The following is a 26,282-nucleotide window of genomic DNA, read 5'->3' as shown; positions in this document are numbered from 1 at the left end:
ATGACTGGCGGACAAATAGCAAACGTAGATCTTATCAAGCAGGTCAACAGTGCAGCCGTATATCGGCTCATCGACCTGCAAGGCCCCATCTCGCGGGTCAAAATTGCCGAGTTGAGTCAGCTGGCCCCGGCCAGCGTGACCAAAATAACCCGGCAACTGATCGAGCATGGCCTGATCAAGGAGACCTCACCGCAAGCCTCTACCGGCGGGCGGCGCGCCATCTCCCTGACCACCATCAAGCATCGCTTTCAGTTTGTGTCCGCCAAGCTCGGCCGCGGCTATCTGCAGCTGAGCCTGTACGATCTCGATGGCAAGGAGCTCGATCAGCATGTCACCCAGGTGACCGAGATCGATCAACAGCCCGTGGTCGACATGCTGCTGCGGGAAATTGGTGCCTTCATGGACTCCCAGCAGGAGCGCAACCGCAACCTGATCAGCATAGCGCTGACCATGCCGGGTCTGGTCAATCCGGAATCGGGTATGGTCATCTATACCCCCAAGTACCAGATCCGCAATCTGGCCCTGGCCAAGCTGCTGGAAAACCACTTCAACCTCCCCTGCTACGTGGGCAACGACACCCGCTCGCTGGCACTGGCCGAACACTTCTTCGGCGAGTCCCGCGACTGCATGGACTCCATTCTGGTGAGCGTGCACCAGGGTGCCGGCTCCGGCATCATCACCAAGGGCAAGGTGTTCCTCGGTCAGAACCGCAACGTCGGCGAGATCGGCCACATCCAGGTCGAACCGCTCGGCAAGCGCTGCCACTGCGGCAACTTTGGCTGCCTGGAGACCATCGCCTCCAACGAGGCCATTGTCGACAAGGTAAAAGAGCTGATCAGTCGCGGTCACCTGAGCTCGCTGCAGGAGAAGCACATCACCATACAGGAGGTGTGCAAGGCGGCCATGGCCGGGGATGAGCTGGCACGCAGCGTGATCGAGAACGTGGGTGAGCACCTGGGACGGGCGGTGGCCATCACGGTCAACCTGTTCAACCCGCAGAAGGTGCTGATCGCAGGTGAAATTACCGCCGCCGAAGAGATCCTCTTCCCGGCCATTCGCCGCTGTGTCGAACACCAGTCACTGCCGAGCTTCCACCGTGGCCTGCCCATCGTGAAGGCCCGCTTCCAGAACCAGCCCACCATAGGCGGCTTCGCCCTGGTGAAACGGGCCCTGCTGGAGGGTGATCTGTTGCAGATCATCATGGAGCAGAAGTAAGGCGCTGGCCTTGCGAGACAAAAAACGGCAGCCACTGGCTGCCGTTTTTTATTGTGCGCTTTTCGCCGGTTTATCCCGCCCGGCAGGGCTTGAACAAGTCCAACGCACCGTCATAGACGCTGGTCTGCATGTCCATGATCCCCAGCATGGTGCAGGGCAACAAGTTGTCGCGCTCGCTTAGTCTGGCTCACCCCGCCCTGCAGGGCTTGAACAAGTCCAAGGCACCGTCGTAGACGCTGGTCTGCACATCCATGATCCCCAGCATGGAGTGGAACAGGTTGTCATGGGAGAAGCGCTTGCTGCTCGCCTCCTGTTGCAGACACCCCATGTTCAGCTGGCGATCCGCCTGCAACTGCGGAGAAAACCAGGTCAGCAGCGGCACCCGGGTCTGATCATCCGGCGCAAACTGGTAGGGAGTGCCGTGCAGATAGAGCCCCATGGCACCGAGGGATTCGCCATGGTCGGAGAGATAGACCAACCCCACGTTGTAATCCGTTTGCAGTGACTTGAGCTTCTCTATCAGTTGCGCCACCACCTTGTCGGTATAGCGAATGGTGTTGTCATAGGTATTGACCAGCTCTTCGTTGCTGCAATTCTCGATGTCACTACGCGGGCAGTCCGGCACGAAGAAACGCTCGGACGCAGGATAACGGCGATAGTAGGTCGGACCATGGCTGCCCATCAGATGAAAAGCCACCAGCTTGTTGCCCTGCTTGCCCTTCATGTCGGCAATCTGTCGATCCAGCCCTTCCAGCATCACCTCGTCGTAGCATGAACCCTGCTGGCAATACTGCGGGAAGGCCTTGGCCTCGATATCTATGGTGGGCACATTCTTGCACACCCCCTTGCAGCCGCCATCGTTCTCCTTCCAGAGCACAGAGACACCTGCGTGTTGCAGCACATCCAGCATGCCGTCCCGGGACTGGGCCAGGGTATCGTCATACCCGCGCCGGGTGAGATTGGAGAACATGCAGGGCACGGAGACAGCCGTGGCCGTACCGCAGGAGCGCACATCCTTGAAGGAGATGACTCCCGCTTCCTGCTCGGTGAAGCTGTTGGTCTGCTTGCGATAGCCGTTGAGGGAGTAATTCTGGCTACGCGCCGTCTCCCCCACCACCAGGAACATCAGGGTCGGCTTGTTCCCCTGCCCCACCACCCTGGCGTCCGTCCCCAGCGGCTGATAAGGAATGGGGGTGGCAAACAGTATATCTCTGGCATAGCGATAGAAGCCGTGTACATAGTTGGCTGGCACTATCTCCTTGCCAAGAGACTTGTTGTTGCGCCCGACCGAGGCGTAATCCTGATAATAGAGCGCAGCCACCCCCACCAGAAACAGCAGTGACAGGGCGATGGAGCCAAGTCGCAGGCCAAGGCCTCTATACCAGGGGCTGGGATATTCAATCTTCACCCACAACAAGGCCAGCGCCGGCAGCACACCGGTCAGCAGAAACCAGAGCGCGACCGAACCATTGAGGTAGGCGCTCACCTCCCCCGTATTGGTCGCAACCATGTTCTGTACCATGTCCCTGTCGAAGATGACGCCATACTTGAGCATGGCGTAGCTGACCACAGAGCCCAGCAGGATCAGCAGCACGAAGAAGGGCTTGAGCAGATAGCGGAAGGTAAAGGGCAGAAACACCGCATTGAGTGCAGCCAGCAATACCAGGGGTATAGAGAGGACAAAGCCCGCCTTGACGTGATCCAGCTGAGTGAGGATGGTGTAAAAGTGCAGGAAGATGGGCCAGTTGAACACCAGTGCAAACAGCAGCACCAGCAACAGATTCACCTTCATCACGCCCAGGGTGATGCGCATAACGATACTCCGACAAATCAGGCAGGACTGGGGGCCCGCATGGGCACTCCCGTTGTTGGCATCTCGCTTACCGCGCGACGCTGTTTGAAGGCGATAGCGATAATGGGCAGGGGCCCGGATACTGCAGGCAGCTTAAAAAGCCAAACTTAAGGGAGACTTAAGGGGAGCGAGTCCCTTGGCGGGAAGAGAACAAGAGACAAAAACGGCAGTCTGAAGGCTGCCGTTTTTAATATGTGCTCAGCGTACGATCAGAAAGTCGCAGCCACTTCGTCGGAGGAAGATGGCACCGTTGTTATGCCACCTCCTCGCGTGTGCACCCTGACGATCAGAGGGTCGCGGCGACTTCGTCAGAGATGGAGCCGTTGTGGTACACCTCCTGCACGTCGTCCAGATCTTCCAGCATGTCGATGAGACGCATCAGCTTGGGGGCGGTTTCCGCATCCAGCTCGGCTTCGGTGGAAGGGATCATGGTCACTTCGGCGTTCTGGGCCTTGAAGCCAGCGGCTTCCAGCGCATCCAGCACGGTACCGAAGTCGTTCGGGGTGGTGTACACCTCGATGGAGCCATCCTCCTCGGTCACAACGTCATCGGCACCCGCTTCCAGGGCCGCATCCATCAGGGCATCTTCGTCGACACCGACGAAGGTCAGCAGCCCTTTCTTGCTGAACAGGTAGGCGACCGAGCCATCGGTCCCCAGGTTGCCGCCGCTCTTGCTGAAGGCATGACGTACTTCGGCAACGGTACGGTTGCGGTTGTCGGTCAGGCACTCCACCATGACGGCAGAACCGGCCGGGCCGTAACCTTCGTAGACGATGGTCTCGAGCTGCTCGCCGTCGCCACCACCGGCCCCACGCGCGATGGCGCGGTTGATGGTTTCGCGGGTCATGTTGCTGGTCAGGGCTGCCGTCACCGCCGCACGCAGGCGCGGGTTGTTGGCAGGATCCGGATCGCCGATACGAGCCGAGGTAGTGATTTCACGGATCAGCTTGGTGAAGATCTTGCCGCGCTTGGCATCCTGAGCTGCCTTGCGGTGTTTGATGTTGGCCCATTTACTGTGACCTGCCATAGAGACTCTCCGTTATATTTTTTAGATTTCAATAACACAAAGTGACCGGGTAGGCCGCGCTGGGCGCGGCCGGGACTGTGCCGGATGCCGGCTTATTCATCACCCTTGACGGTCGTCGCAATCGCCAGTTCGCTCATCTGCGCCTGGTTGGCAAAGCTGGGGGCGTCTGTCATCAGACAGGCGGCCGCCGTGGTTTTCGGGAAGGCAATCACATCCCGGATGTTGTCGGTGCCGGTCAGCAGCATGCTCAGACGATCCAGGCCGAAGGCCAGACCGGCGTGCGGCGGGGTACCGTACTTCAGCGCATCCAGCAGGAAGCCGAACTTGAGGCGTTGCTCGGCCGGGGTGATGCCGAGGATGTCGAATACGGTGGCCTGCATCTCGCTGTTGTGGATACGCACAGAACCGCCACCCACTTCGTAGCCGTTGATGACCATGTCGTAGGCGTTGGCATAGGCGCTGAGCGGGTTGGCTTTCAGCTCGCTCGGGCCCAGGTTGCTCGGGGCGGTGAAGGGGTGGTGCATGGCCGCCAGGCCGCCTTCGCTGTCTTCCTCGAACATGGGGAAGTCGATGACCCACAGCGGCTTCCAGCTGTTTTCCATCAGACCCAGATCGCGGCCCACTTTCAGACGCAGGGCACCGATGGCATCGGCCACCACTTTCTTGCTGTCGGCGCCGAAGAAGATGATGTCGCCGTCGGCTGCGCCGGTACGGGCCAGGATCTCGCGCACTATTTCATCGGAGAGGAACTTGGCAACCGGAGACTGAACCCCTTCGAGGCCGTTGGCGGCTTCGTTGACCTTCATCCAGGCCAGGCCCTTGGCACCGTAGATGCCGACGAACTTGGTGTACTCGTCGATCTGCTTGCGGGACAGCTCGGCGCCGCCCGGCACTTTCAGGGCTGCCACACGGCCTTTCGGGTCGTTGGCGGGGCCGGCGAACACGGCGAACTCGACGGCGGTCAGCAGATCTGCCACATCGACCAGCTCCATCGGCAGACGCAGGTCCGGCTTGTCGGAGCCGAAGCGGCGCATGGCCTCGTCAAAGGTCATAACAGGGAAGTCGCCCAGATCCACGGCCAGCACGTGTTGCCACAGGTTGCGGATCATCTCTTCCATCAGCTCGCGCACTTGCGGCGCGGTCATGAAGGAGGTCTCCACGTCGATCTGGGTGAATTCCGGCTGGCGGTCGGCACGCAGGTCTTCGTCACGGAAGCACTTGACGATCTGGTAGTAGCGATCGAAGCCGGACATCATCAGCAACTGCTTGAACAGCTGCGGGGACTGCGGCAGGGCGTAGAACTTGCCCTTGTGCACCCGGCTCGGCACCAGATAGTCACGGGCACCTTCCGGGGTGGCCTTGGTCAGCATGGGGGTTTCGATGTCGAGGAAGCCGTGCTCGTCCATGAAGCGACGTACGAAGGCACTGGCCTTGGCACGGGTCTTCAGGTACTTGGCCATCTCGGGGCGACGCAGATCCAGATAACGGAACTTGAGGCGCTGCTCTTCACTGTTGACCTGATTGAAGTCCAGCGGCAACGGCTCGGCGCGGTTGATGATGGTGAGCTCATGGGCGAACACTTCGATGGCACCTGTGGCCATGTCGCTGTTGCGCTGGGAGTCAGGACGGGTACGTACCACACCTGAAACCTGAATGCAGAACTCGCCGCGCAGTTCAGAGGCCAGGGCGAAGGCGTCCGGCTTGTCCGGATCGAAGAACACCTGCACGATCCCTTCCCGGTCACGCATGTCGATAAAGATCAGACCGCCGAGGTCGCGACGACGATGGACCCAACCGCACAATGTAATGGTCTGCCCGGCATGGGCCTCATTGACCTGTCCGCAATAGATAGAGCGCATGGACTTCTTCCTTCGAAATTGTAGAGAGACGGTTAACCTGAGCCGCCGGGCACGACTGGCAGCACAGTCCGTCTCACAGCTGGCCAGAGTCTTGTTCTTGCCCGGTTTGAAATCTGTCTCGTACCGTCCGACCCCCTGGATCGGACACCTGCCACCGATATCGGCTCGACCAGAGGCGGCTGGCAAGCGGCCGGGCAGTCGGTCAGAGGGCATCGGAAAGCATCGTTGTTTGGCCAATTCATGGCCGCTACCGTCGCCACAATATGCGCACAGCGGGGCGAGTCACAACAAATTGGCAAACAAAAGGGCTGGCATTATAGAGGAAAACCCCCATTTGGGTAAAATGGCCAGCAGCCTCCTTTGCCCTGTTTTTTGCGTCTCAAGGCAAAAAATGGGCATAAACCGAGATAAACCCGCAGACAGGATCCGCCATGAGCCTCTTTTTGGGCCTGCCACAATGGTCGCACCCGGCCTGGCCCGGTCAATTATTGGGTGTGGGCGCCAAACCCGCCGAACATCTCGCCCACTACGCCCGGGTGTTCAACACAGTGGAAGGCAACACCACCTTTTACGCCTCGCCCACCCCTGACACAGTGCAGCGCTGGGCCGATGCGGTGCCTGCCCACTTTCGTTTCAGCTTCAAGTTTCCGAAAGAAATCAGTCACCAGAGCGATCTGGTGAGCGTAGACAAGCAGGTGACCGAGTTCATTCGCCTGCTCAGCCCGCTGCACGACAAGCTGGGACTGCTCAAGCTGCAACTGCCCGCGCGCTTCGGCCCGAGCGGCCTTCCCCGCCTCGCTGAATTCTTTAACCGGCTGCCGACACAGTTTCGCTATGCCCTCGAGGTACGTCATCCCGATTTCTTCGCCAAAGGGGAAGCAGAGCGCAGCCTCAACCGCATGCTGATGGAAAAAGGCATCAACCGCATCATGCTCGACAGCCGGCCACTGTTTTCTGTGCCAGCTACCACGGCGGCCATGATAGATGCACAGGGCAAGAAGCCCAGACTGCCGGTGCACCTGCTGGCTACCGCCAGCGCCCCCGTGGTGCGGCTCATCGGTCTGCCGGAACCGGCCGCCAATCACCCCTTCCTGCCAAGCTGGTTGCCCCACTGGCGTCAGTGGCTGGCGGAGGGAAAGGATCTCTACCTCTTTATACATACCGCCGACAATGCCCAGTCACCCGAACTGGCCCGTCAGATAACACACCTGTTAGGACAGGAGATGGCCCCCTGGCCGGGGGAAAACGATCGCGCGCGCCAGGGCGTGCTGCGCTTTTAACCAGCCACTGCACCAGCCATTCATCAGGCGCAAAAAAAGCCACTTTTTTGTGGCTGGACAGGGCTCGGCGTCAAGACAAATGCCCATCAATCCTCTACACTAGCGCCCCAAGCAAGGGTCCGGAACATGGCCCATACGAACTGGGACGGCCCGAAGGAACTCAAGGCCAGTCACCCCGTTCGTAAACAGGTGATATATCTACTCTGATGGGTATCACCCAACGACTCAATTGAACAATACAGCCGGATTACACCCCGGTTGTCAGGTTGCGCAAGCATGCATACCAAAGACCAAATTTTTGCTGCCCCTATCGCCCGATTGGGGGACTTTTGCTTTGACGAACAGGTCGTCGACGTCTTCCCCGACATGATCCAGCGGTCTGTACCGGGCTACAGCAACATCATCTCCGCCATCGGCATGATGGCTGCCCGTTATGCCCAGCCACAGAGCCGTCTGTACGACCTTGGCTGCTCCCTCGGCGCCGCCACCCAGGCCATGCGTCGCCACCTGACTCAACCGGGTTGCCACATCACGGCAGTGGATCTCTCTCACCCCATGATAGAGCGCGCCCGTGCCCACCTTTCGGGTTTCAAATCCGAGGTGCCGGTGGAGCTGGTCGAGGCGGACATCTGCGACATAGCGATCGAAAACGCCTCTGTGGTGGTGCTCAACTTCACCCTGCAGTTCGTGGACCCCGAAAAGCGGATGGCCCTTATCCAGCGCATCTTTGATGGTCTGCGTCCGGGCGGCATCCTGATCCTGAGCGAGAAGTTCCGCTTCGAGGATGAACCGGTCAACGATCTGCTCATCGAGCTGCACCTGGACTTCAAACGCGCCAATGGCTACAGCGAGCTGGAGATCAGCCAGAAGCGCAACGCCCTCGAGAACGTGATGCGTACCGACAGCCTGGAGACCCACAGATCACGCCTGCAAAGCGCCGGCTTCGTTCATCAGGATCTCTGGTTCCAGTGCTTCAACTTCGGTTCCATGATTGCCATCAAATCCAGCGACGCCAACTAAGCCATGATCGACTTTGCCAATTTTTATCAACTGATCGCCAAGAACCGGCTGAGCCACTGGTTGCATACCCTGCCCGCTCAGCTGCATGCCTGGCAGCACGACAACCTGCATGGGGACCTGCCGCGCTGGAATCGCGCCCTCAACAAGCTGCCCACCACAGCGCCCGGCCATATCGAGCTGCAACGGGGCGTCGAGATAGGCAATAGCCAGAGCTTGAGTGAAGGGGAGCGCAAAAAAGTCGAGAGTCTGCTGCGCCAATTCATGCCCTGGCGCAAGGGGCCCTTCACGGTCCACGGCATCCACATCGATACCGAGTGGCGCTCCGACTGGAAGTGGGATCGTGTATTGCCCCACATCAGCCCGCTGGCTGGCCGCTATGTGCTGGATGTGGGCTGCGGCAGCGGCTATCACCTCTGGCGTATGGTCGGCGAAGGAGCCAAACTGGCCGTCGGCATAGACCCGAGCCCGCTGTTCTTGTGCCAGTTCGAGGCCATTCGTCACTTCACCGGCGGCGATCAGCGCGCTCACCTGTTGCCGCTGGGCATTCAGGAGCTGCCTGACCTGCGCGCCTTTGACACCGTCTTCTCCATGGGGGTGCTCTATCACCGCAAGTCCCCCATAGAGCACATAGAACAGTTGCGTAACCAGCTGAAAGACGATGGCGAGCTGGTGCTGGAGACCCTGGTTGTCGACGGCGGCGTCAATGAGGTGCTGGTGCCCACCGACCGTTACGGCAAGATGCGCAACGTCTGGTTCATCCCCTCAAGCGCAGCCCTCAAACTCTGGGTGGAGCGCTGCGGATTTACCGATGTGCGGATCGTAGACGAGAATATGACCAGCACCGACGAACAGCGTCGTACCGACTGGATGATTAATGAATCCCTGAGCGATTATCTGGATCCTGCGGATCCCGCGCTCACGGTAGAAGGACACCCGGCACCGAAACGTGCCGTACTGATTGCCAGAAAGGCCAAAGACTAGCCGATGGCGCCAGCGGAAGTTACACTGACCCAATTCCAGGAAGCACAGTTAAATGAATGACATGAAAAGCAAATTAAAAGGAATGACCCTGCTCTCCCTGCTCAGTCTCGGCGGGTGTGTCAGTGTGGATAAAGCGCCCCCGGTACCAACCTTGACGCTGGCCGAGCTTCGCACCGAGATCAATCTGAGCGAGCAACGCCTGCAAACATCCATGGAACAGCAACAGAAGCAGTATGTGCAGCAACAGCATCTGCTGGTTCAGCTCAACACTGATGTCAACAACATGAAAGAGTCTGTGAAAAAAGTCGATAGCAAGCTCGAAGCCTTGCCACCCGAGCCGCCCAAACCCATGGCGATCCCGACCGAGAAGTGCCAGGCACCAAGCCAGGGCCATACCGTCGACGGCAAACTGCTGGTGGGTGAAGCCGAGTGGATCTGGGTTGACGCCGCCAATGACGCCTTCCAGGCGCGGGTCGATACCGGTGCCACCACCTCCTCCATCAGCGCCCAGGACATCACCATCTTCGAGCGCAATGGCAAAAACTGGGTGCGCTTCTTCCTGAGCCACCAGGAGATGGACGACAAGATCCAGATCGAAGCGCCGCTGGTACGCCACGTGCGGGTACGTCAGGCGTCTGCCGACGATCTCGACCGTCGTCCCGTGGTACGTCTGGCGGTGCGGATCGGCGACATGACCGAGAAGGCCGAATTTACCCTGAAAGATCGCAGCGACATGACCTTCCCCGTGTTGCTGGGTCGCGAATTTTTGAAAGACATCGCCGTGGTTGATGTGGCCCGCGAATATATCCAACCAAAACCCAAGCTCAAGGATGTGAAATAATCCATGGTTTCCCGTAAGCCGTTCTATTTGCTGGTCGCCCTGCTGTTCATTGTCGGCCTGGGGATGACGTTTTATCACCACATAGCGTTGGATGTACCGCTGACGCCAGGTGAAAAACGCCAGATCTGGTCCATCGAGGCCAAGCTCGAATTTGAAGCCACCGGTGAGCCGGTGATCGCCTCCCTGGCCATTCCGGGCACCCAGCCCGGTTTCACCCTGATGAACGAGAACGCCGCGAGCCCGGGCTACGGCCTGTCATTTGTCGAGAAGGACGGGGATGCCCGCGCCGAGTGGTCGATCCGTTCCGCCTCCGGCCGCCAGGAGCTCTACTACCGCGTCGACATGATGGCTGACGAGCATGCCAAACCGGCTGCCCTGGCAAAGCCTCCCGTCATCGAGAAGCAGATCGAGAGCGAGCCTTACGCCACCGCCATGAAGCAGATCTCCGAACGGGCCCAGGAGCGCTCCGCCGACGGTTACACCCTGACCCGCGAGATCATCAAGGAAATAGAGAAGCAGGAGCAGAACGCCGAGCTGCTGAAATCTCACAAGAGCCGGGCCAGCCTGATTGCAGAGCTGCTGAGCAACGCTGACGTCCCGGCGCGCGTGGTCCATGCACTGAGTCTGGAAGACGGCCGTCGTCGCCAGGAGCTGGTGGATTACCTGCAGGTATTCAACAGCCCGACCGACTACAAGCTGTTCAACCCGCAAACCGGTGAGCAGGGTCGCCCTGCCAATCTGCTGCTGTGGGAATACAACTCGGGCGCCCTGCTGGATGTCACCGGCGGCCACAACTCCCGGGTAACCTTCTCGATGATCGAGCAGGAACAACCGGTCAACGTGGCGCTGGCGCAGAAGTTCGAAAAGTCCGAGATGCAGAACTTCTCCATCCACAGTCTGCCGCTGGAAGAGCAGGCGCTGTTCAAAGGCTTGCTGCTGATCCCCATCGGCGTGCTGATGGTGGTGTTCCTGCGGGTTATCGTCGGTATCAAGACCTCGGGCACCTTCATGCCTGTGTTGATCGCGGTCGCCTTCATCCAGACCTCGCTGGTTACCGGCCTGGTCGGCTTCCTGCTGATCGTCGGCACGGGTCTGGTCATCCGCTCTTATCTGTCGCGGCTCAACCTGCTGCTGGTGGCCCGAATATCGGCGATCATCATAATGGTGATCTCGATGATCGGTATCTTCTCCGCCTTCGCTTTCAAGCTGGGACTGACCGACGGCATGAAGATCACCTTCTTCCCGATGATCATCCTCTCCTGGACCATAGAGCGGATGTCCATTCTGTGGGAAGAAGAGGGGCCGAAAGAAGTGGTGCGTCAGGGCGGTGGTTCCCTGCTGGTAGCTGTCATCGCCTACCTCGCCATGGATAACGAGCTGATCCGTCATCTGACCTTCAACTTCCTCGGCCTGCAGCTGGTGCTGATGGCGACCGTGCTGCTGCTGGGTAACTACACCGGCTACAAGCTGAGCGAGCTCAAGCGTTTCAAGCCGCTGGTGAACGAGATCAAGTCTGGCGCCACCCCGGGTAAGGACAAGTAACAGATGTGGTTCTGGGAAAAATACACCAGCCCGTGGAGCCTGTCTCAGGCAGGCATCCTCGGCATGAACAAGCGCAACCACTCCTACATCAGCCGCTACAACCCGCGTCGCCTCTACCCGCTGGTGGATGACAAGCTGCAGACCAAGCGTATCGCGCTGGATGCAGGTGTGACAGTGCCCGAGCTTATCGGCACCATCCGCGAGCAGCATGACGTTGGCCGCATTACCGAACTGGTAAAAGATTGGCCGGGCTTTTGTATCAAACCGGCCCGTGGCTCCGGCGGCAAGGGGATCCTGGTGATCCTCCGTCAGGAAGATGGTCTCTTCTTCAAACCGAATGGCAGCGCGTCTACCGGTCAGGATCTGGAGCGCCATGTCTCCAACATTCTGGCGGGGCTCTATTCCCTCGGCGGCAAGCCTGACGTGGCACTGGTAGAAGGCCTCATCAACTTTGATGATGTGTTCGACGGTTACTCGTTCGAAGGGGTGCCCGATGCACGGGTGATCATCTTCAAGGGCTTCCCTGTGATGGCCATGATGCGTCTCTCCACCGCCGCCTCCGACGGCAAGGCAAACCTGCACCAGGGCGCCGTGGGTGTGGGCCTGTGCCTGCGCACCGGCCGTGCGCTGCGGGCGGTACAGTTTGGCAATCCGCTGCGCTACCACCCGGATACCGGCCTCGATCTGTACGATCTCAAGGTGCCTCACTGGGATACCTTGCTGACGCTGGCAGCCTCCTGCTACGAGATGTCGGGTCTGGGTTACATAGGTACCGACATGGTGCTGGACAAGTTCCGCGGCCCCATGCTGCTGGAGCTCAACGCCCGTCCCGGCCTTGCCATCCAGATCGCCAACGGTCGCGGCCTGGTGCCCAATCTCAAGACCATCGAGAAGCTGGGTCAGGTCAAGATGAACGTGGAGCAGCGGGTCAGCTTCGCCAAGGATCACTTCGGTATCTTTGACGAGTAGCCCCTACCACCCGGATAGCAAAAGCGCGTCCCGAGGCGCGCTTTTTTATGGCTGGCATTTGGCCTTTTACATGATTTGGCAGGCGCCAGACAGAAAAAAACCGATGCCTTGGCATCGGTTTTTCGGTATCCGGTACGCAGACCCGATTACAGGGAGGCAGCGTTCTCGGACAGGTACTTGGCAACGCCATCAGCAGAAGCGGTCATGCCTTTTTTACCCTTCTCCCACTGGGCCGGGCACACTTCGCCATGCTCTTCGTGGAATTGCAGGGCATCGACCATGCGCAGCATCTCGTCGATGTTGCGGCCAAGGGGCAGATCGTTGACCACCTGATGACGCACCATGCCGTGGCTGTCGATCAGGAAGGAGCCACGGAAGGCAACACCGGCTTCCGGGTGCTCAACGTCATAGGCTTTGCAGATTTCGTGCTTCACGTCGGCGATCAGCGGGTATTTCACCTGACCGATACCGCCATCTTCCACCTTGGTGTTACGCCAGGCGTTGTGGGAGAACTGGGAATCGATGGAAACACCGATCACTTCCACACCGCGCTTCTGGAACTCTTCATAGCGGTGATCGAAGGCAATCAGCTCGGACGGGCAGACGAAGGTGAAATCGAGGGGATAGAAGAACAGGACGGCTGCTTTGCCTTTGATGTGGGACGCCAGGTTGAAGGAGTCAACAATCTGGCCATTGCCCAGAACGGCAGCAGCGGTGAAATCAGGTGCGGGACGGCCTACCAATACCATATTCAATTCCTCATTATGTGAAGTGAACAATCCTGTCAGGATTGGGCTACCTAGAGCCAAGTCCGTCTAATTCAAGCGACAAACCCTATACCCAGTGGTAGATTAGTTAAATCAAATTAAATAGATAGCATTCATCGGGTTTTCCTATGCAACGTTGGCCCAGCCTGAAACAGCTGCAATATCTGGTCGCTCTCGACGAGCACAAGAACTTCAATCGCGCCGCCAAGGCCTGTCATGTCAGCCAGTCCACCCTGAGTACCGGGATCCAGACGCTGGAAGACATGATGAACCTGCAACTGGTGGAGCGGGACCACAAGAGCTTCATTATGACCCCGGTCGGCATGGAAATCGTCGAGCGAGCTCGCAATTTGCTCTCGGATGCGCGAGACCTGATGGAACTGGGGCAACATCAGGGCGGCGTCATGCACGGCACAGTCCGGCTCGGCTGCATCCCCACCATAGCCCCCTTCCTGCTCAGCAAGCTGCTGCAAGAGTGCGGCAAGGCTTATCCTGAACTGGAATTGTTGCTGCGTGAAGACACCACCACCAACCTGCTCAAGCAACTGGAACAGGGTCAGCTCGATTTGCTGATCCTGGCGTTGCCGGTGGAGATCGGCGGCTTCCACTGCAAGATGGTTGGCCAGGATCCCTTCCACATGGTGATGCCCGCCAGCATGGCGGCCGGTCTGCATACGCCGTTCGACTACAAGGAGCTGCCCAACCAGAGCATCTTCCTGCTGGAACGGGAGCACTGCCTCACCGAACATGCGGTCAGCGCCTGTCGGCTGCGAGACAAGAGCAAGATAAACCCCTTTGCCGCCACCAGCCTGCACACCCTGGTACAGATGGTCGGTGCCGGGCTTGGCACCACCTTCCTGCCCCAGATGGCAATAGATTCCGGCATTCTCGACAACACCGACCTGGTGGCTATTCCCCTGCCGGGTGAAAAGCCGTATCGCGAGATAGGCCTGGTGTGGCGCCCCAGCACCACCCGGGTACAGACCTTCTACAAGCTGGCCGAGCTGCTCACTCCGCTCATAGAGCCCAAGACCTGAGTCACATTCTGAACCAATGAAAACGCCGGCAGCTTGCCGGCGTTTTCATTGGTTCAGACACATCGGCAGATCAGTTGCCGGCCGGTGGCCCGAAGATGCGGGTATAGGAGGTCAGGGTCCGTACGCTCACATCCGCCGGATTGCCGTTCTCGTCATAGAGCGCCAGCTCACCGGTCTGCTTGTTGTGGCCGAGCAGCTGATGAGCACTCAGGTTGCTCAGCGCATCGCTGTCCGCCTTCCACTCCCAGCGCTGGCCCAGACTCAGACTGCAGCTCTGCAACTGGCCGAGGTTGTTGCCATCAAGGCAGCGACGGGTATCCAGCGCACTGACATAACGGCCGTACTGGTCATAGATAAAGGACTGGGCAGCCGAAGTCTCGTCACAGGTCACGGCGCTCAGGCCATGCTCGGCGCCGACGCTCAGGCAGCGGTTGTCAAAGCCTCCCAGCTGCAGATTGACCGGGCGTCCGCCGGTAAATACCGGATGGTTCCAATCCACCTTGAAGCTGGTTGAGGCGGTCACCCGTCTGCGCTTGTCGACATCCTCGAAACCCTGGAAGGAGACATGCCCTCCCACCACGTAATAGTGCTTGTAGATACCGGTGTAGATGGGGCGGATGTTGACCGAAGAGTCGATCTTGAACTCGGTACTGCCCGTCTCGTCGGGCGCCGCCTTGTAGATGACATCCAGATTCGGCACGAAGCCCTTGTAACTCAGCGGCTGGATGCGATTGTGATCCACATCGTACCCCATGCCCCAGACGGTGGCGGTCTTGGAGGAGAGCAGTGACTCCGCCGTCGCGTATTGATCCCGCACCCAGCTGAAACTCACCTTCTGGGCACTCGGCGCCGAGCGTTCGACCCGATAATCCTGAGTGTTGTAGGCAAGCTGACGCTGCTGGCTGAACTTGGCTGACGCCTCCAGCTTGGCCTTGGGCCCATCCTTGTTCACTTCAACCCCGCCGGTCACCCCCACCTCGAAACCCGAGATCTCGCGATGCTCATACTTGCTGTTGAGGTTGGTCGGCAGACTCTTGAGCACGGCCGCCTTGGTGTTGGAAGCGTCGATGGTGAAGCGATAATCCTGGGCAATGGCATCGGTGGCATAGTCCCGCGCCCAGCCATCGAGCAGCAGATAATCTGCGATGTTCTCGCTCCAGGTGAGGTCCTCATTGAGCTGAATACCGGCACCTGCCGACTCGTCATCCAGCGAGATCCGCACTATCTTGGCATCCGGCGTAGCTGACCCCGTGTTGCCGAATTGCAGGGAGCGCTCCAGATTCACCCGATAGACCAGCGCGATGTTTGGCGAGTCACAAAAGAGGCGATCCCCCCGATCCCAGGTGCGTGAGCGCGGGAAGGTACACTCGCCATCGCTGATCTTGCGATTGACGTTGAGATAAAAAGCCACGTGAGGCAGGCCCGCTTCCGCCGTGGCGGTTTGCGTCAGGGAGCGTTTGTGGCGTTTGCCCTGCCCTGCCAGGGTGTCGATTCGCTCCATCACCTGATAGAAGGCAGGATCATCAGCGCCCCCCAGCGGGGTAAACAGCAGCTCCCCCTTGTAGACGGAGACCAGCACCCAGTCGGCATCAAACGAGATGCCTGCCAGCTGCTCCATGGCTTTTCTGGCCTGTTGCCGCTCGACCTTGTCAGTGATGCCGCTGAAATCGATGAAGATACGCTCCCCCTGCCCCAGCACACGCTCGCGCAACTGGTCACGGGTCAACGCCTTGGCGGCCTGTTGTTCATCCAGCCAGCTGCTGGCGTTGAGGTAGACCAGTCCCTGCTCCGATTGCAGGCTGGCCAGCATGGCGGTGCCCTGATCGGTGCGTTCACCTATGTCTTCGGCATGAACGCTGCCAGCCAGCAAGGCCAGCGCGAGCAGACTGAGGGCAGGAATATGAGTGACTAATTTGCGTGGTTTATTGTTTTTCATTGTTATCTCCTGATCGAATCCCGCCAGACTATTTCCCCATGCAGTGAAATAGCATAACCCTGTTATCAATGGTTATATGGAGGCGTTATTCTCTTTGCCAGCCAAGCTGTATCTTCCATTTTTCTCGCTGTGAATTAACAACGGATTGATGGGTGATACTTCATATGGCAGAGCAAGGACCGCAATGCAGTCCAGGGTGGACGACTCGGCGTTCGCCGATGCTATTACACGGTTGTCGCGCTCTGGTGCACGCCCCATTTATGATGCGGGTGACATCTGTCATGAATCTCGCTATCAAGGATATGACATACTGGCCTGACTCATATGTCTATCGTGTCTGCCTTGCCTGTAACCCGGATTGCACGGCGACAGAGTGCGAGGAAACACTGACTGCTATGGGCTTGCGATCATGATCCTGCCCTCCTCTTTGCTGGTGGAATTATTCCTCTGGCGCCATAATTAATCAATGCCAGCCAGGGGTTAATATCATTTACAGCCTGTTACAAAATAATTCCCTATATATCCAGCTTGATACTGTCATTTCTTCACTCAGGTAATTAACATGACTATATATATTACGCAGGAGCATCATAACGAATTAACCTAAAATCAGAACGTGACACAGATCACGCAGTGACGTCAACAAGGATAATAATAAACTTATTTAAATCGGATTAGAATAAACGCGTTAATATTGAAATGCTCATTCAAGTAAGCCGGATTATATTATTCAATTAGTGGTACTTGATGGTATAAATGAAATCCATACGACCCCCTTTATACTCGACATGCCTTGTTAAAATGGGTTTTATCACGGCCAAGGCTATGTTCGAGCCCCAAACCCCGTTTATGATGAGCAGGTTGTCGCATCGAGGGAGCCCCTATGGATTGCAAGTTACTGCTGCCCCTGCTGGCCCTGTTGCTGGCCGCCTGTTCCAGCACGCCCGAACCGCCGCCACCTCGTCAAAGCAGTGCCTTCGACAGCTTTTATCAGCAGTGGCGTGGTGTGCCCTATCGCATGGGCGGATCCAGCCGGGCGGGCCTCGACTGCTCCGCCTTCACCCAGCTTGCCTACAGCCAGGTACTGGGCTTCAACCTGCCCAGAACCACAGAATCCCAGGCCAGTCTCGGCACGCCAGTCGATCGCTACCGGCTGCAACACGGGGATCTGGTCTTCTTCAAGACCGGCTGGCAGCAATACCATGTCGGTGTCTATACCGGTGCCGGTGAGTTTATCCACGCCTCCACCAGCAAGGGCGTTATCCGCTCGCGCCTCGACAATGTCTACTGGAACAGTCGCTACTGGCAGGCTCGCCGCCTGACGCAGTGAGCCCCGCTCGCCATGAGAAATGAGAAAGGCCCGTCACGGGCCTTTCTCATTGTCTATTAGCCGACTCAGTGCTTGCGATGCCAGCGCGGCGAGGTGGCTTTCTCACCCCAGGGGGTCACGCATGGCAAGAGTGCCCCCTCGATCACCACATCGCTGCTGGCCAGCGCCTCGGCAATCTTCTGGTGCAGCACCCGCAACAGGCGCCCCTCCTGCTCGGCCAGGGAGTGGCCCGCGGCAAAGAACTCGCGCTGATGTTGCAGTGCCAGCTTCTGGGCAAACTCATAGGTATTGAAGCAATCCGGCATCCGCTCGACCACATCATCAAGCCGGGCCAACAAGCTGTTCAGTTCCCTGGTCATATCGCTCACTCCTTGTAGGTTGATAACCAAAAACTACCCCTTATTGGATAAACCACCAACCCTCAAACCCTGAAAGTGTGGTGGGTCGCACAGTTAACAGGTGAGTCATCCGCGACCCTGTACCAAGCCAGATGAGATAACTTTACAGCCGGTTAACAAGCCGCTAGATTTAGACCGACCAATCAGTCGGTCAATTAACAAGCGGGGTAGGCCATGGACCTGGTTCAGTTGCAAGAGAGCACCACAGACAAGTTGTCGCTACCAAACAAGCTGGTCAGGCTCAGACAAGCCTGTCAGGCCAATCCCATGCCTGGCCTGAGTGAACGTAGAGCATATCTGAATCAGCTCAAGCGCGCCCTGCTCGACCACAAGCAGCAACTGTGCGACGCCCTGGCCCGGGATTATGGCCAGCGCAGCGACTACGACAGCCTGATCGCCGATATCCTGCCCTGTGTCATGCAGATCAACTACACCCAGAAGCGGATCAAACGCTGGATGCGCCCTCATCGCCGCCATACCGGTCTGCTGCTGGCACCGGCCAGAGTCGAGGTGTTCTACCAGCCCCTTGGCGTAGTCGGCATCATAGTGCCTTGGAACTTCCCCGTGATGCTGAGCCTGGGACCTCTCATCAGCGCCATCGCCGCCGGCAACCGGGCCATGCTCAAGCTCTCCGAATTCACTCCTCACACCAATGCCGTACTGCGCGAGCTGCTGGACGGCGTGTTCGACGAAGAGGAGGTGACGGTCGTCGAGGGGGATGCGCAAGTGGCCGCCGCGTTCAGCGCCCTCCCCTTCGATCACCTGCTGTTTACCGGCTCGACCGCGGTGGGCAAGCTGGTGATGGCCGCGGCCGCCCCCCAGCTCACCCCGCTCACCCTGGAGCTTGGCGGCAAGAGTCCCTGCCTCATCGCCCCCGACATGCCCATCGCACTCGCGGTGGAGCGGATGATCTTCGGCAAGAGCCTCAATGCCGGCCAGATCTGCGTGGCCCCCGACTATGTGTTGCTGCCACGGGGCCAGGAGCAGGCCTTCATCGAGGCTTATCGCAACCACTTTGCCCGCATTTATCCCAAGGGACTGGCCAGCCCGGATTACGGCTCCATCATCAATGTGCGCCAATATGAACGGATCACCAGCTGGCTGGCCGAGGCCGAACAGGCGGGTGCCCAGGTGCACCCTTGCGGCAGCCCGGCCCGGGACGACATAGCCCACCGGCTGGTGCCTCACCTCCTGACCGAGGTACCCAACCACTGTCAGGTGATGCAACAGGAGATCTTCGGCCCCCTGCTGCCGCTGGTGCCCTACGACAGCATCGACGAGGCGCTCGCCTACATAGGTGCCCGCCCTCGTCCCCTCGCCTTCTATTTGATGAGCCTGGATTCTGCCCTGCAAGCCAGAGTGACCCGGGAGACCCACTCCGGCGGCATGGCCATCAACGAGAGTCTGTTCCAGGTGGCGGCCGATGATGTGCCTTTTGGCGGCATAGGTGCCTCCGGCATGGGCCACTACCACGGCCATGAAGGCTTTCTCACCTTCTCCAAGGCCAAAACCGTGCTCAGCCGTGGCAAATTCAGTACCGGCTCCCTGGTTCATCCCCCTTATCGGCGCTGGCACCAGCGGCTGATGATGGCGCTGTTTTTACGCTAACCGCCCGTGACGAGGCCTGCATGAACAAACCCATGACCGACAAACGCCGCCAGATCCTGGATGCCGCCCTTGCTCTGTGCGCAGAGGATGGACTGCAAGGCGCCGCCACCGCCCGCATCGCCAAGGCAGCAGGGGTGGCTAATGGCACCCTGTTTCACCACTTTCCCAGCAAGGAAGTGCTGATCCAGTGCCTCTATCAGGACATCAAACTGCGCCTCGGCGCCGCCATCACGGAGGCGGACGCCGCCCTGCCCCTGTGCGAGCAGGCCTGTCATTACTGGCAGCAAGCCATGCAGTGGATGCAGGCCCATCCCAACGAGCTCAAGTTCGTGCTGGGCTTCTTCCACTCTCCCCTGCTGGCGCGCTCCCTGCGCAGCCAGATCCTGAGCGAGACCTTGCGTTTTCTGCCGCAACTGCTGACCCAGGGCCAGGCCAGCGGGGTGCTGATGCAAGCCCCGCCGGCCCTGATGCTGGAGGTATGCCAGAGCCAGTTTCTGGCGTGCGCCTCCCTGTTTGTCGATCAACCTGAACTGGGGCAGGACGCCCACTGGCAAGCCAGTGCCTTCGCCCTCTTCTGGTCTGCCATCTCGGGAGTGAATCCTCATGCAAAACCGGACGCTTGAATCCCTGGCGGCCCTTGGCCGCCGTCTCTGGATCGCCACCCTGCTCTGGGTCATAGGGCGTACCCTGTGCCGCTCCGCCCGGGTCGATGAGGCGGTGCGGCGTGAACTCGCCCCCCTGCCCGACGGCCTCACCATACGGCTGGAGGTTGCAGGCCTCACCCAGGCGCTGATCATCCATAAAGCAGCTGGTCGCTGGCAGTGCGGCGTACCGGCACATGCCAGCAGCGATCTGCACCCGCTGCGGGTGCGCTTCAAACATCCGGGTATCGCCTTTCGCGCCCTCAGCTTTCGGCTCGGTGTCAATCAGGCGTTCAGTGAAAACCGCCTGCTGGTGGAAGGGGATCTCACCGTCGCCATGCACCTGGTGCGGGCACTGGAGCAATTGCAGGCCCTGATCCTGCCCACCTTCATAGCGCGGCCGCTGCTGCGCCACTATCCGAGCCCGCGCAACAAGCTGACGCGTGCCTGCCACATCTACCTGGGTCTGCTGACCGGCTGAATAAAAGGATGAACAACATGAGTCGCTATTACGATTTCTTCTGTCCGGTCAAACTGATGGCGGGCGAGCAGGCGCTGGAACAGCTGGCTGGCGAATTGGCGGGTCTGGGGGCACGCCGTCCGCTGCTGCTCACCGACAAGGGGGTCAGCGGCACAGGGCTCGCCACCCTGCTGGCCAATGTGCTGGCCGAGGGGGAGCTGCCGGTCGCCGACATCTGGGACGAGATCCCGGCCGACTCCTCCACCGCCGTGGTGGAGCGGATCGCGGCCCGCTATCGGGAGCTCGAATGCGACAGCCTGGTGGCGCTGGGCGGCGGCTCCGTCATCGACACCGCCAAGGCGGTCAACATCCTCGCCTCCATGGGCGGGGATCGGCTGCTGGATTACGCCGGCGCAGGCTGTCTGACCCGGCCCCTGCAGCCACTGGCGGTGGTGCCCACCACTGCGGGCACGGGATCCGAGGTGACGCTGGTGGCGGTGATCAAGGATGAGGCGAGCGGGCGCAAGGTGCCCTTCACCTCCCCCTTCCTGCTGCCCCAGCTGGCGGTGCTGGATCCGCGCCTCACCCAGGGCTTGCCCCTCAACATCACGGCCGCCACCGCCATGGATGCCATGACCCACGCCATCGAGGCCTTCATCGGCAATGCCAAGAATCCGGTCAGCGACGCCCTGGCCCTGATGGCGATAGAGAAAATCGCCAACGCCTTGCCCAAGGTGCTGCAAAGCCCGCAAGACAAGCAGCTGCGGCTGCAACTGGCGGAAGGATCCACCCTGGCGGGGATGGCCTTTTCCAACTCCATGGTGGGGTTGGTGCATGCCCTCGGCCACAGCCTGGGGGCCCGCTGTCACCTGCCCCATGGTTTGTGCATGAACCTCTTCCTGCCGACCGTGCTCGACTACAACCGCCCGGGCATAGACCCTGAGCTGGCCCGCCTGCTGCTGCCCCTGGTCGGTGCCGAGCGTTTTGCGGCAACCCAAGCCACAGAGCGAGCCCAGGCGGCCATCCAGGCGCTGTGCGCCCTGCGCGATAGCCTGTGGCAGGCGGTGAAGCTGCCGCGCACCTTGCGTGAGGCAGGCGTCACCGACAAGGGGTTGCTGCCCGAGATCCGGGATCTCGCCATCAATGACGGCGCCCTGCTCTATAACCGCAAGGATGCCGACCGGGCTCAACTGCTCGACCTGCTGGAACGGGCGTGGGAGTAATCTGGCTGGAGGCCCCGCATCGCGGGGCCCTCAGTTACCAGCGGATGGTGGCACCGGCGCCGTAGTTGCCGCTCTCTTCAGGCGTTTTTTCGCGCCAGATGGACTCCTTGTTGCGGCGGATGGCCTCTTCCCGCTCCTGGTTGCGCTCCCAGACGGGTTTCATCTCATCCTGCGGCCGCTCATGTTTCTCCCCCTTGTGATCGATGACGGAGCAGTGCTTTTCGCCGCACTGGTAGGCGTAGGGTTCGACGGCGCAGCCTGTCAGGGCCAGGCTCAAACCAATAAGGGAAATGCTCAGAGAGGAAGGCAAGATCATGTGACGCTCCTGTTTGCATCGGTGACGAGAGGGCGCCGAGTGTCAAACAGGAGAGAGAGGGATTCAACCTTGCGAACAGGATGGATTGTTACAAGTTGTACATGAAGAAAATTATCAGCAAGGTACTGATTAATAACATCTTGGTGTCAGGCAGTACCGAGCGCCACGCTAGGTGGCCACCTGCTCTGGCGGCGTGAAGACCCCGGTGGAGAGGTAGCGATCCCCCCGATCACAGATGATGGCCACCACCACCCCCTGCTTGATCTCTGCCGCCACCCGCAGGGCACCGGCCACGGCACCACCTGAGCTGACTCCGCAGCAGATCCCCTCCTCCCGCGCCAGTCGGCGCATCATGACCAGCGCCTCCTCTTGCGTCACATCCAGCACCCGATCGACTCGTTGTGGCTCGAAGATGGCGGGCAGATAGGCTGCAGGCCAACGGCGAATGCCCGGGATCTGGCTCCCCTCTGCCGGTTGCAGGCCTATCACCTGCACCGCCGGGTTCTGCTCCTTCAGATAACGGGAGACCCCCATTATGGTGCCAGTGGTGCCCATGGCGGAGACGAAGTGAGTGACCGCCCCCTCGCTCTGGCGCCAAATTTCGGGGCCGGTCGACTGGTAGTGGGCATCCGGGTTGGCCGGGTTGTTGAACTGATCGAGCACCAGCCCCTCGCCGCGGGCCTCCATGGCCAGCGCCAGATCCCGCGCCTCTTCCATGCCGTTCTCCACCAGCACCAGCTCGGCGCCATAGGCCTGCATGGCATCTCGCCGCTCCTGGCTCATGGTACGCGGCATGATGAGCCGCATCCGGTAACCTCGCGCCGCCGCCACCATGGCAAGGGCGATGCCTGTGTTGCCGGAGGTGGCCTCAATCAGCCTGGCTCCCGCGCGCAACTTGCCACTCGCTTCCGCCGCCCTGATGAGGTTCAGCGCCGGCCTGTCCTTAACCGAACCGGCCGGGTTGTTGCCCTCCAGCTTCACCAGCAGGGTGACGTCGGGCCAGGGATTGATGCGGCGCAGGGCCAGCAAGGGGGTATTGCCAATCAGATCTTCCAGCGTGGCGAAGGCCATAATGGGATCCATCCTCTGTTAACTGTTCTATACCTTGGCTAGCGGGTATGCACCCGATGGGGTTCGCAGTGTAAGCGAGCCCGCACAGTTGGCAAAGGGTTGCCAACATGGTCAGATAGCCCCATCCCCCGTATCGAGGAGCAAGCATGAGCGAGATCATTCATCAGGCCAACCAGCAACAATTCATCTGTGTGGTGGATGGCAAGGAGTCCAGGCTGCGTTACCGCCGGCTCGATGCCAAGACCATAGATGCCTACAGCACCTTCGTCCCGCCAGAGCTCAGGATACAGGGCATAGCCGATCAGCTGGCGCGCACCTTCTACGACTGGACCCAGGCCGAGGGGCTCACCATAGTGCCCAGCTGCAGCTACATAGACGTCTGGCTGCGCCGCAATGCAGGTTGAGGCGCTGGCCCCGTTGGCACAAGACGACGCTGACTTGAGAGCGCAGACAGAACGCCTGCTGCGGGTCGATCGCCAGCGGATGGCCTGTTTGCAGGCCGCCGCCGAGCTGGCCCTGCCCGACTGGGCGCTGGGGGCCGGTTTTATCCGCAACCTCGTCTGGGATCACCTGCACGGCAAAGCTGTACCTACCCCGCTCAACGATATCGATCTCATCTACCTAGACCCCCTTGACCCGCAAGGGTTGGCAGAGTCTGAACATGAGCAGTGGCTGACGGCCCGCCTGCCCGGACAGCGCTGGGAAGTGCGCAATCAGGCCCGCATGCACCAGCGCCAGCGGGTTTCCCCCTTTGCCAGCAGTCTGGAAGCCCTCAGCCACTGGGTGGAGGTACCTACCTGCATCGGGGTCAGGCTGCTGCCGGACGAGGAGTTCGAGTGGCTGGCCCCCTACGGTTTTGCCCACAACTGGTCCCTGCAGGTGAGTGCCAATCCGCGCTGTCGTCAGGAGAGCCAGGTGTTTGTGCAGCGCATCCAGGAAAAACGTTGGCTGAGCATCTGGCCTGACCTTGTAGTGAACTGGCCATAACCGCATTGCAATGTTTCGGCAACCTTGGGCACACTAGGGAAAAGCTGTTTGTAACTCAATGGGTTAAATAATGCGCGACTTCTTCTCTCTCGAACGCTGGCTACCGGGCCTCGCCGCCCTGCTGCAATACCAGCGGGCCTGGCTGATGCCGGATGTGCGCGCTGGACTGTCGGTGGCGGCCGTGGCGCTGCCCGTGGCCATCGCCTATGCCGAGCTCGCCGGCGTGGGGCCCCTGGTTGGCCTCTACTCCTGCATACTGCCCATGCTGGTCTATGCCCTGTTTGGCACCTCCCGCCAGCTCATCGTCGGCCCGGATGCCGCTACCTGCGCCGTCATCGCCGCGGTGGTGACCCCGCTCGCCGCCGGTGATGCTACCCGCCACTGGCAACTGGTGATGACCATGACCGCCATGACGGGCTTCTGGTGCCTCATCGCCAGCCGCTTCAAGCTGGGGGTGCTGGCGGACTTTCTCTCCCGCCCCATACTGATGGGGCTGCTCAACGGGGTAGCCATCACCATCATGGTGGGGCAGCTCTCCAAGATCTTCGGATTTACCTTCGATGAGCGTTACCTCATAGAGCGGATCGCCAGCGGGGCCTACTACATCACTCAAACCCATCTGCCGACCCTGGCCATGAGCCTGACCGCCTTGCTCACCCTGCTGCTGGCCAAACGTTACAAGCCTGCCTGGCCCTCCTCCATGGTGGCCATGGTGGTGACGGGGGCGCTGGTATGGGGTTTCAGCCTTGGGGATCACGAAATCGCCACCCTCGGTCTGGTGGGCTCGGGCCTGCCCGCGTTTCAGCTCCCCCAGTTTCCTCCCGGCCTGATGCGCGAACTGGTGCTGCCCGCCTTGAACCTCGCCATGGTGAGCTTCGTCTCCATGATGCTCACCGCCCGCAGCTTCGCCGCCAAAAACGGCTACGAAATAGATGCGGACAAGGAGTTTCGGGCCCTTGGCATGGCCAATCTGGCGGCCGCCGCCTCCCAGGGCTTTGCCATCAGCGGCGCCGATTCTCGCACCGCGGTCAACGACGCCAACGGCGGCAAGAGCCAGCTGGTCTCCATCATAGCCGCCGCCGTGATCGCCATCATCACCTTCTACCTGACGGCGCCGCTGCAATACATACCCACGGCCGCCCTCGGCGTTGTGCTGGTGATGGCGGCGCTGTCGCTCACCGACTTTCGCAGCCTCTGGGCCCTGCGCCACTCCGACAGATCCGCCTTCTGGCTCGCGCTCATCACCTTCATCAGCGTGCTGGCCATGGGGGTGATCCCTGGGATCACCCTCGCCGTCTTGCTGGGTCTGTTCCAGTTCCTGCGCAACGTGATGCGCCCCACCGATCAACTGCTCGGCATGGATGACGAGGGGGTAGTGCGCACCCTGGGGGACAACGAACAGGCCAAGGCCATTCCAGGCATTCTGGTCTATCGCTTCAACTCGCCGCTCACCTACTTCAACGCCCCCTACTTCAAACGGCGGGTATTGGCGCTGCTGGTGCAGGATCCCCACAATCCCAAATGCCTGGTGGTGGATGCGGTGGCCTGTTTCACCCATCAGGACATCAGCGTGATGAGCATGGTGGGGGAGCTGCACAGGGATCTGAAACGGCGCGGCATTCACATGGTGATGGCGGGTCGCCACGGCCAGATGAGCCAGTGGCTCAAGCAGGCGGGGATCCGGGTGGGCGACGAGGGTGTCATCCTCTGCCCCGACATGTATCAGGCGCTGCGCATGACCCGCTGCTACCGCGAGCCTGTGTTCAAGGATGACGCCGTGGTGGAGAGCACCACGGACGCCATCCTCTCCCACTGGCCCCAGGATGATGCCCTGCCGGACTCGGCGCGGCTCACCCTGCCCTCCGAGCAGGAGGCGGGCGCCACCCCGGCCTGATCGGTTGCCAGACCATGCCCAGGGCTGG

General features: G+C 60.1%; 24 protein-coding genes. 16 read left to right on the top strand and 8 right to left on the bottom strand.

Features of this window, described 5'->3' with window-relative positions; genetic code table 11:
• Nucleotides 1-1,215, top strand: coding sequence for a DNA-binding transcriptional regulator NagC (gene nagC / locus AC1P02_RS13055; protein WP_005309674.1), 1,215 nt, complete (start codon nucleotides 1-3; stop codon nucleotides 1,213-1,215).
• A 187-nt stretch (nucleotides 1,216-1,402) separates the two neighbouring features.
• On the opposite strand, the gene AC1P02_RS13050 is transcribed toward nagC, so the two are convergent.
• The 3 genes from AC1P02_RS13050 to aspS form a co-directional block, all read right to left on the bottom strand.
• On the bottom strand, nucleotides 1,403-3,028 hold the full coding sequence (locus AC1P02_RS13050) for a phosphoethanolamine transferase (protein WP_087756038.1): 1,626 nt from the start codon (nucleotides 3,026-3,028) through the stop codon (nucleotides 1,403-1,405).
• Between the two features lie 325 nt (nucleotides 3,029-3,353).
• Nucleotides 3,354-4,094, bottom strand: a complete 741-nt coding sequence (locus AC1P02_RS13045; RefSeq protein WP_005313105.1) for a YebC/PmpR family DNA-binding transcriptional regulator — start codon at nucleotides 4,092-4,094, stop codon at nucleotides 3,354-3,356.
• Nucleotides 4,095-4,186: 92 nt separating this feature from the next.
• On the bottom strand, nucleotides 4,187-5,953 hold the full coding sequence (gene aspS, locus AC1P02_RS13040) for an aspartate--tRNA ligase (RefSeq protein WP_346205631.1): 1,767 nt from the start codon (nucleotides 5,951-5,953) through the stop codon (nucleotides 4,187-4,189).
• Between the two features lie 431 nt (nucleotides 5,954-6,384).
• On the opposite strand from aspS, the gene AC1P02_RS13035 reads away from it, so the two are divergent.
• The 6 genes from AC1P02_RS13035 to AC1P02_RS13010 all read left to right on the top strand — a co-directional run bounded on the left by AC1P02_RS13035 (nucleotide 6,385) and on the right by AC1P02_RS13010 (nucleotide 12,586).
• Complete coding sequence (locus AC1P02_RS13035) at nucleotides 6,385-7,233, top strand: DUF72 domain-containing protein (protein ID WP_087756040.1); 849 nt, start codon at nucleotides 6,385-6,387, stop codon at nucleotides 7,231-7,233.
• A gap of 276 nt (nucleotides 7,234-7,509) precedes the next feature.
• Complete coding sequence (gene cmoA / locus AC1P02_RS13030; protein ID WP_059112564.1) at nucleotides 7,510-8,253, top strand: carboxy-S-adenosyl-L-methionine synthase CmoA; 744 nt, start codon at nucleotides 7,510-7,512, stop codon at nucleotides 8,251-8,253.
• A gap of 3 nt (nucleotides 8,254-8,256) precedes the next feature.
• A complete protein-coding gene (cmoB, locus tag AC1P02_RS13025) occupies nucleotides 8,257-9,234 on the top strand; it encodes a tRNA 5-methoxyuridine(34)/uridine 5-oxyacetic acid(34) synthase CmoB (RefSeq protein WP_005313094.1) in 978 nt (325 codons plus the stop codon).
• Between the two features lie 52 nt (nucleotides 9,235-9,286).
• Entirely contained in the window at nucleotides 9,287-10,075 is a 789-nt protein-coding gene (locus AC1P02_RS13020; RefSeq protein WP_034283210.1) for an ATP-dependent zinc protease family protein, read from the top strand.
• 3 nt (nucleotides 10,076-10,078) lie between these two features.
• A complete protein-coding gene (locus AC1P02_RS13015; RefSeq protein WP_005313088.1) occupies nucleotides 10,079-11,617 on the top strand; it encodes an inactive transglutaminase family protein in 1,539 nt (512 codons plus the stop codon).
• Nucleotides 11,618-11,620: 3 nt separating this feature from the next.
• A complete protein-coding gene (locus AC1P02_RS13010; protein ID WP_005313085.1) occupies nucleotides 11,621-12,586 on the top strand; it encodes an alpha-L-glutamate ligase-like protein in 966 nt (321 codons plus the stop codon).
• A gap of 146 nt (nucleotides 12,587-12,732) precedes the next feature.
• Here AC1P02_RS13010 and AC1P02_RS13005 read toward each other — a convergent pair whose 3' ends face one another.
• On the bottom strand, nucleotides 12,733-13,335 hold the full coding sequence (locus AC1P02_RS13005; RefSeq protein ID WP_005313082.1) for a peroxiredoxin C: 603 nt from the start codon (nucleotides 13,333-13,335) through the stop codon (nucleotides 12,733-12,735).
• A gap of 146 nt (nucleotides 13,336-13,481) precedes the next feature.
• Here AC1P02_RS13005 and AC1P02_RS13000 point away from each other — a divergent pair, with 146 nt between their 5' ends.
• Complete coding sequence (locus AC1P02_RS13000; RefSeq protein ID WP_005313062.1) at nucleotides 13,482-14,390, top strand: hydrogen peroxide-inducible genes activator; 909 nt, start codon at nucleotides 13,482-13,484, stop codon at nucleotides 14,388-14,390.
• 70 nt (nucleotides 14,391-14,460) lie between these two features.
• On the opposite strand, the gene ahh1 is transcribed toward AC1P02_RS13000, so the two are convergent.
• Nucleotides 14,461-16,326: a hemolysin Ahh1 gene (gene ahh1, locus AC1P02_RS12995; protein ID WP_485182412.1), complete on the bottom strand. Its 1,866-nt coding sequence runs from the start codon at nucleotides 16,324-16,326 to the stop codon at nucleotides 14,461-14,463.
• A gap of 883 nt (nucleotides 16,327-17,209) precedes the next feature.
• On the opposite strand from ahh1, the gene AC1P02_RS12990 reads away from it, so the two are divergent.
• Nucleotides 17,210-17,656: a C40 family peptidase gene (locus tag AC1P02_RS12990; RefSeq protein ID WP_021137925.1), complete on the top strand. Its 447-nt coding sequence runs from the start codon at nucleotides 17,210-17,212 to the stop codon at nucleotides 17,654-17,656.
• Between the two features lie 65 nt (nucleotides 17,657-17,721).
• On the opposite strand, the gene AC1P02_RS12985 is transcribed toward AC1P02_RS12990, so the two are convergent.
• Nucleotides 17,722-18,015, bottom strand: coding sequence for a hypothetical protein (locus AC1P02_RS12985; protein ID WP_005313055.1), 294 nt, complete (start codon nucleotides 18,013-18,015; stop codon nucleotides 17,722-17,724).
• A gap of 213 nt (nucleotides 18,016-18,228) precedes the next feature.
• Between AC1P02_RS12985 and AC1P02_RS12980 the strand changes: the two genes are divergently transcribed.
• From AC1P02_RS12980 to AC1P02_RS12965, 4 genes are read left to right on the top strand one after another with little or no spacing between them, the layout of a single operon-like run.
• Entirely contained in the window at nucleotides 18,229-19,662 is a 1,434-nt protein-coding gene (locus AC1P02_RS12980; RefSeq protein WP_485182411.1) for a coniferyl aldehyde dehydrogenase, read from the top strand.
• A 20-nt stretch (nucleotides 19,663-19,682) separates the two neighbouring features.
• A complete protein-coding gene (locus AC1P02_RS12975; RefSeq protein ID WP_485182410.1) occupies nucleotides 19,683-20,285 on the top strand; it encodes a TetR/AcrR family transcriptional regulator in 603 nt (200 codons plus the stop codon).
• Nucleotides 20,266-20,784: a hypothetical protein gene (locus tag AC1P02_RS12970; protein ID WP_485182409.1), complete on the top strand. Its 519-nt coding sequence runs from the start codon at nucleotides 20,266-20,268 to the stop codon at nucleotides 20,782-20,784. Before AC1P02_RS12975 ends, AC1P02_RS12970 begins: the two co-directional genes overlap by 20 nt.
• A gap of 17 nt (nucleotides 20,785-20,801) precedes the next feature.
• Nucleotides 20,802-21,986, top strand: coding sequence for an iron-containing alcohol dehydrogenase (locus AC1P02_RS12965; protein WP_447834819.1), 1,185 nt, complete (start codon nucleotides 20,802-20,804; stop codon nucleotides 21,984-21,986).
• A 34-nt stretch (nucleotides 21,987-22,020) separates the two neighbouring features.
• Here the strand turns inward: AC1P02_RS12965 and AC1P02_RS12960 are convergent, their stop codons facing one another.
• Both AC1P02_RS12960 and cysM read right to left on the bottom strand, forming a co-directional pair.
• Entirely contained in the window at nucleotides 22,021-22,302 is a 282-nt protein-coding gene (locus AC1P02_RS12960) for a hypothetical protein (RefSeq protein ID WP_059112574.1), read from the bottom strand.
• A gap of 168 nt (nucleotides 22,303-22,470) precedes the next feature.
• On the bottom strand, nucleotides 22,471-23,385 hold the full coding sequence (gene cysM / locus AC1P02_RS12955; protein ID WP_017411716.1) for a cysteine synthase CysM: 915 nt from the start codon (nucleotides 23,383-23,385) through the stop codon (nucleotides 22,471-22,473).
• A gap of 134 nt (nucleotides 23,386-23,519) precedes the next feature.
• Here cysM and AC1P02_RS12950 point away from each other — a divergent pair, with 134 nt between their 5' ends.
• The 3 genes from AC1P02_RS12950 to AC1P02_RS12940 all read left to right on the top strand — a co-directional run bounded on the left by AC1P02_RS12950 (nucleotide 23,520) and on the right by AC1P02_RS12940 (nucleotide 26,254).
• Nucleotides 23,520-23,777 carry a GNAT family N-acetyltransferase gene (locus AC1P02_RS12950; protein WP_005313036.1) on the top strand — a complete coding sequence of 86 codons (258 nt, stop codon included), beginning with the start codon at nucleotides 23,520-23,522 and terminating at the stop codon, nucleotides 23,775-23,777.
• Entirely contained in the window at nucleotides 23,767-24,360 is a 594-nt protein-coding gene (locus AC1P02_RS12945; RefSeq protein WP_485182407.1) for a nucleotidyltransferase family protein, read from the top strand. Before AC1P02_RS12950 ends, AC1P02_RS12945 begins: the two co-directional genes overlap by 11 nt.
• Before the next feature lie 70 nt (nucleotides 24,361-24,430).
• Entirely contained in the window at nucleotides 24,431-26,254 is a 1,824-nt protein-coding gene (locus AC1P02_RS12940) for a SulP family inorganic anion transporter (RefSeq protein WP_125596473.1), read from the top strand.
• The last annotated feature ends 28 nt before the right edge of the window (nucleotides 26,255-26,282 follow it).

It is taken from the genome of Aeromonas sp. TS_SC_11 (genome assembly GCF_057318915.1).
Note: the sequence above shows the minus strand (reverse complement) of the source record. Positions and strands in the feature narration are given on the sequence as shown.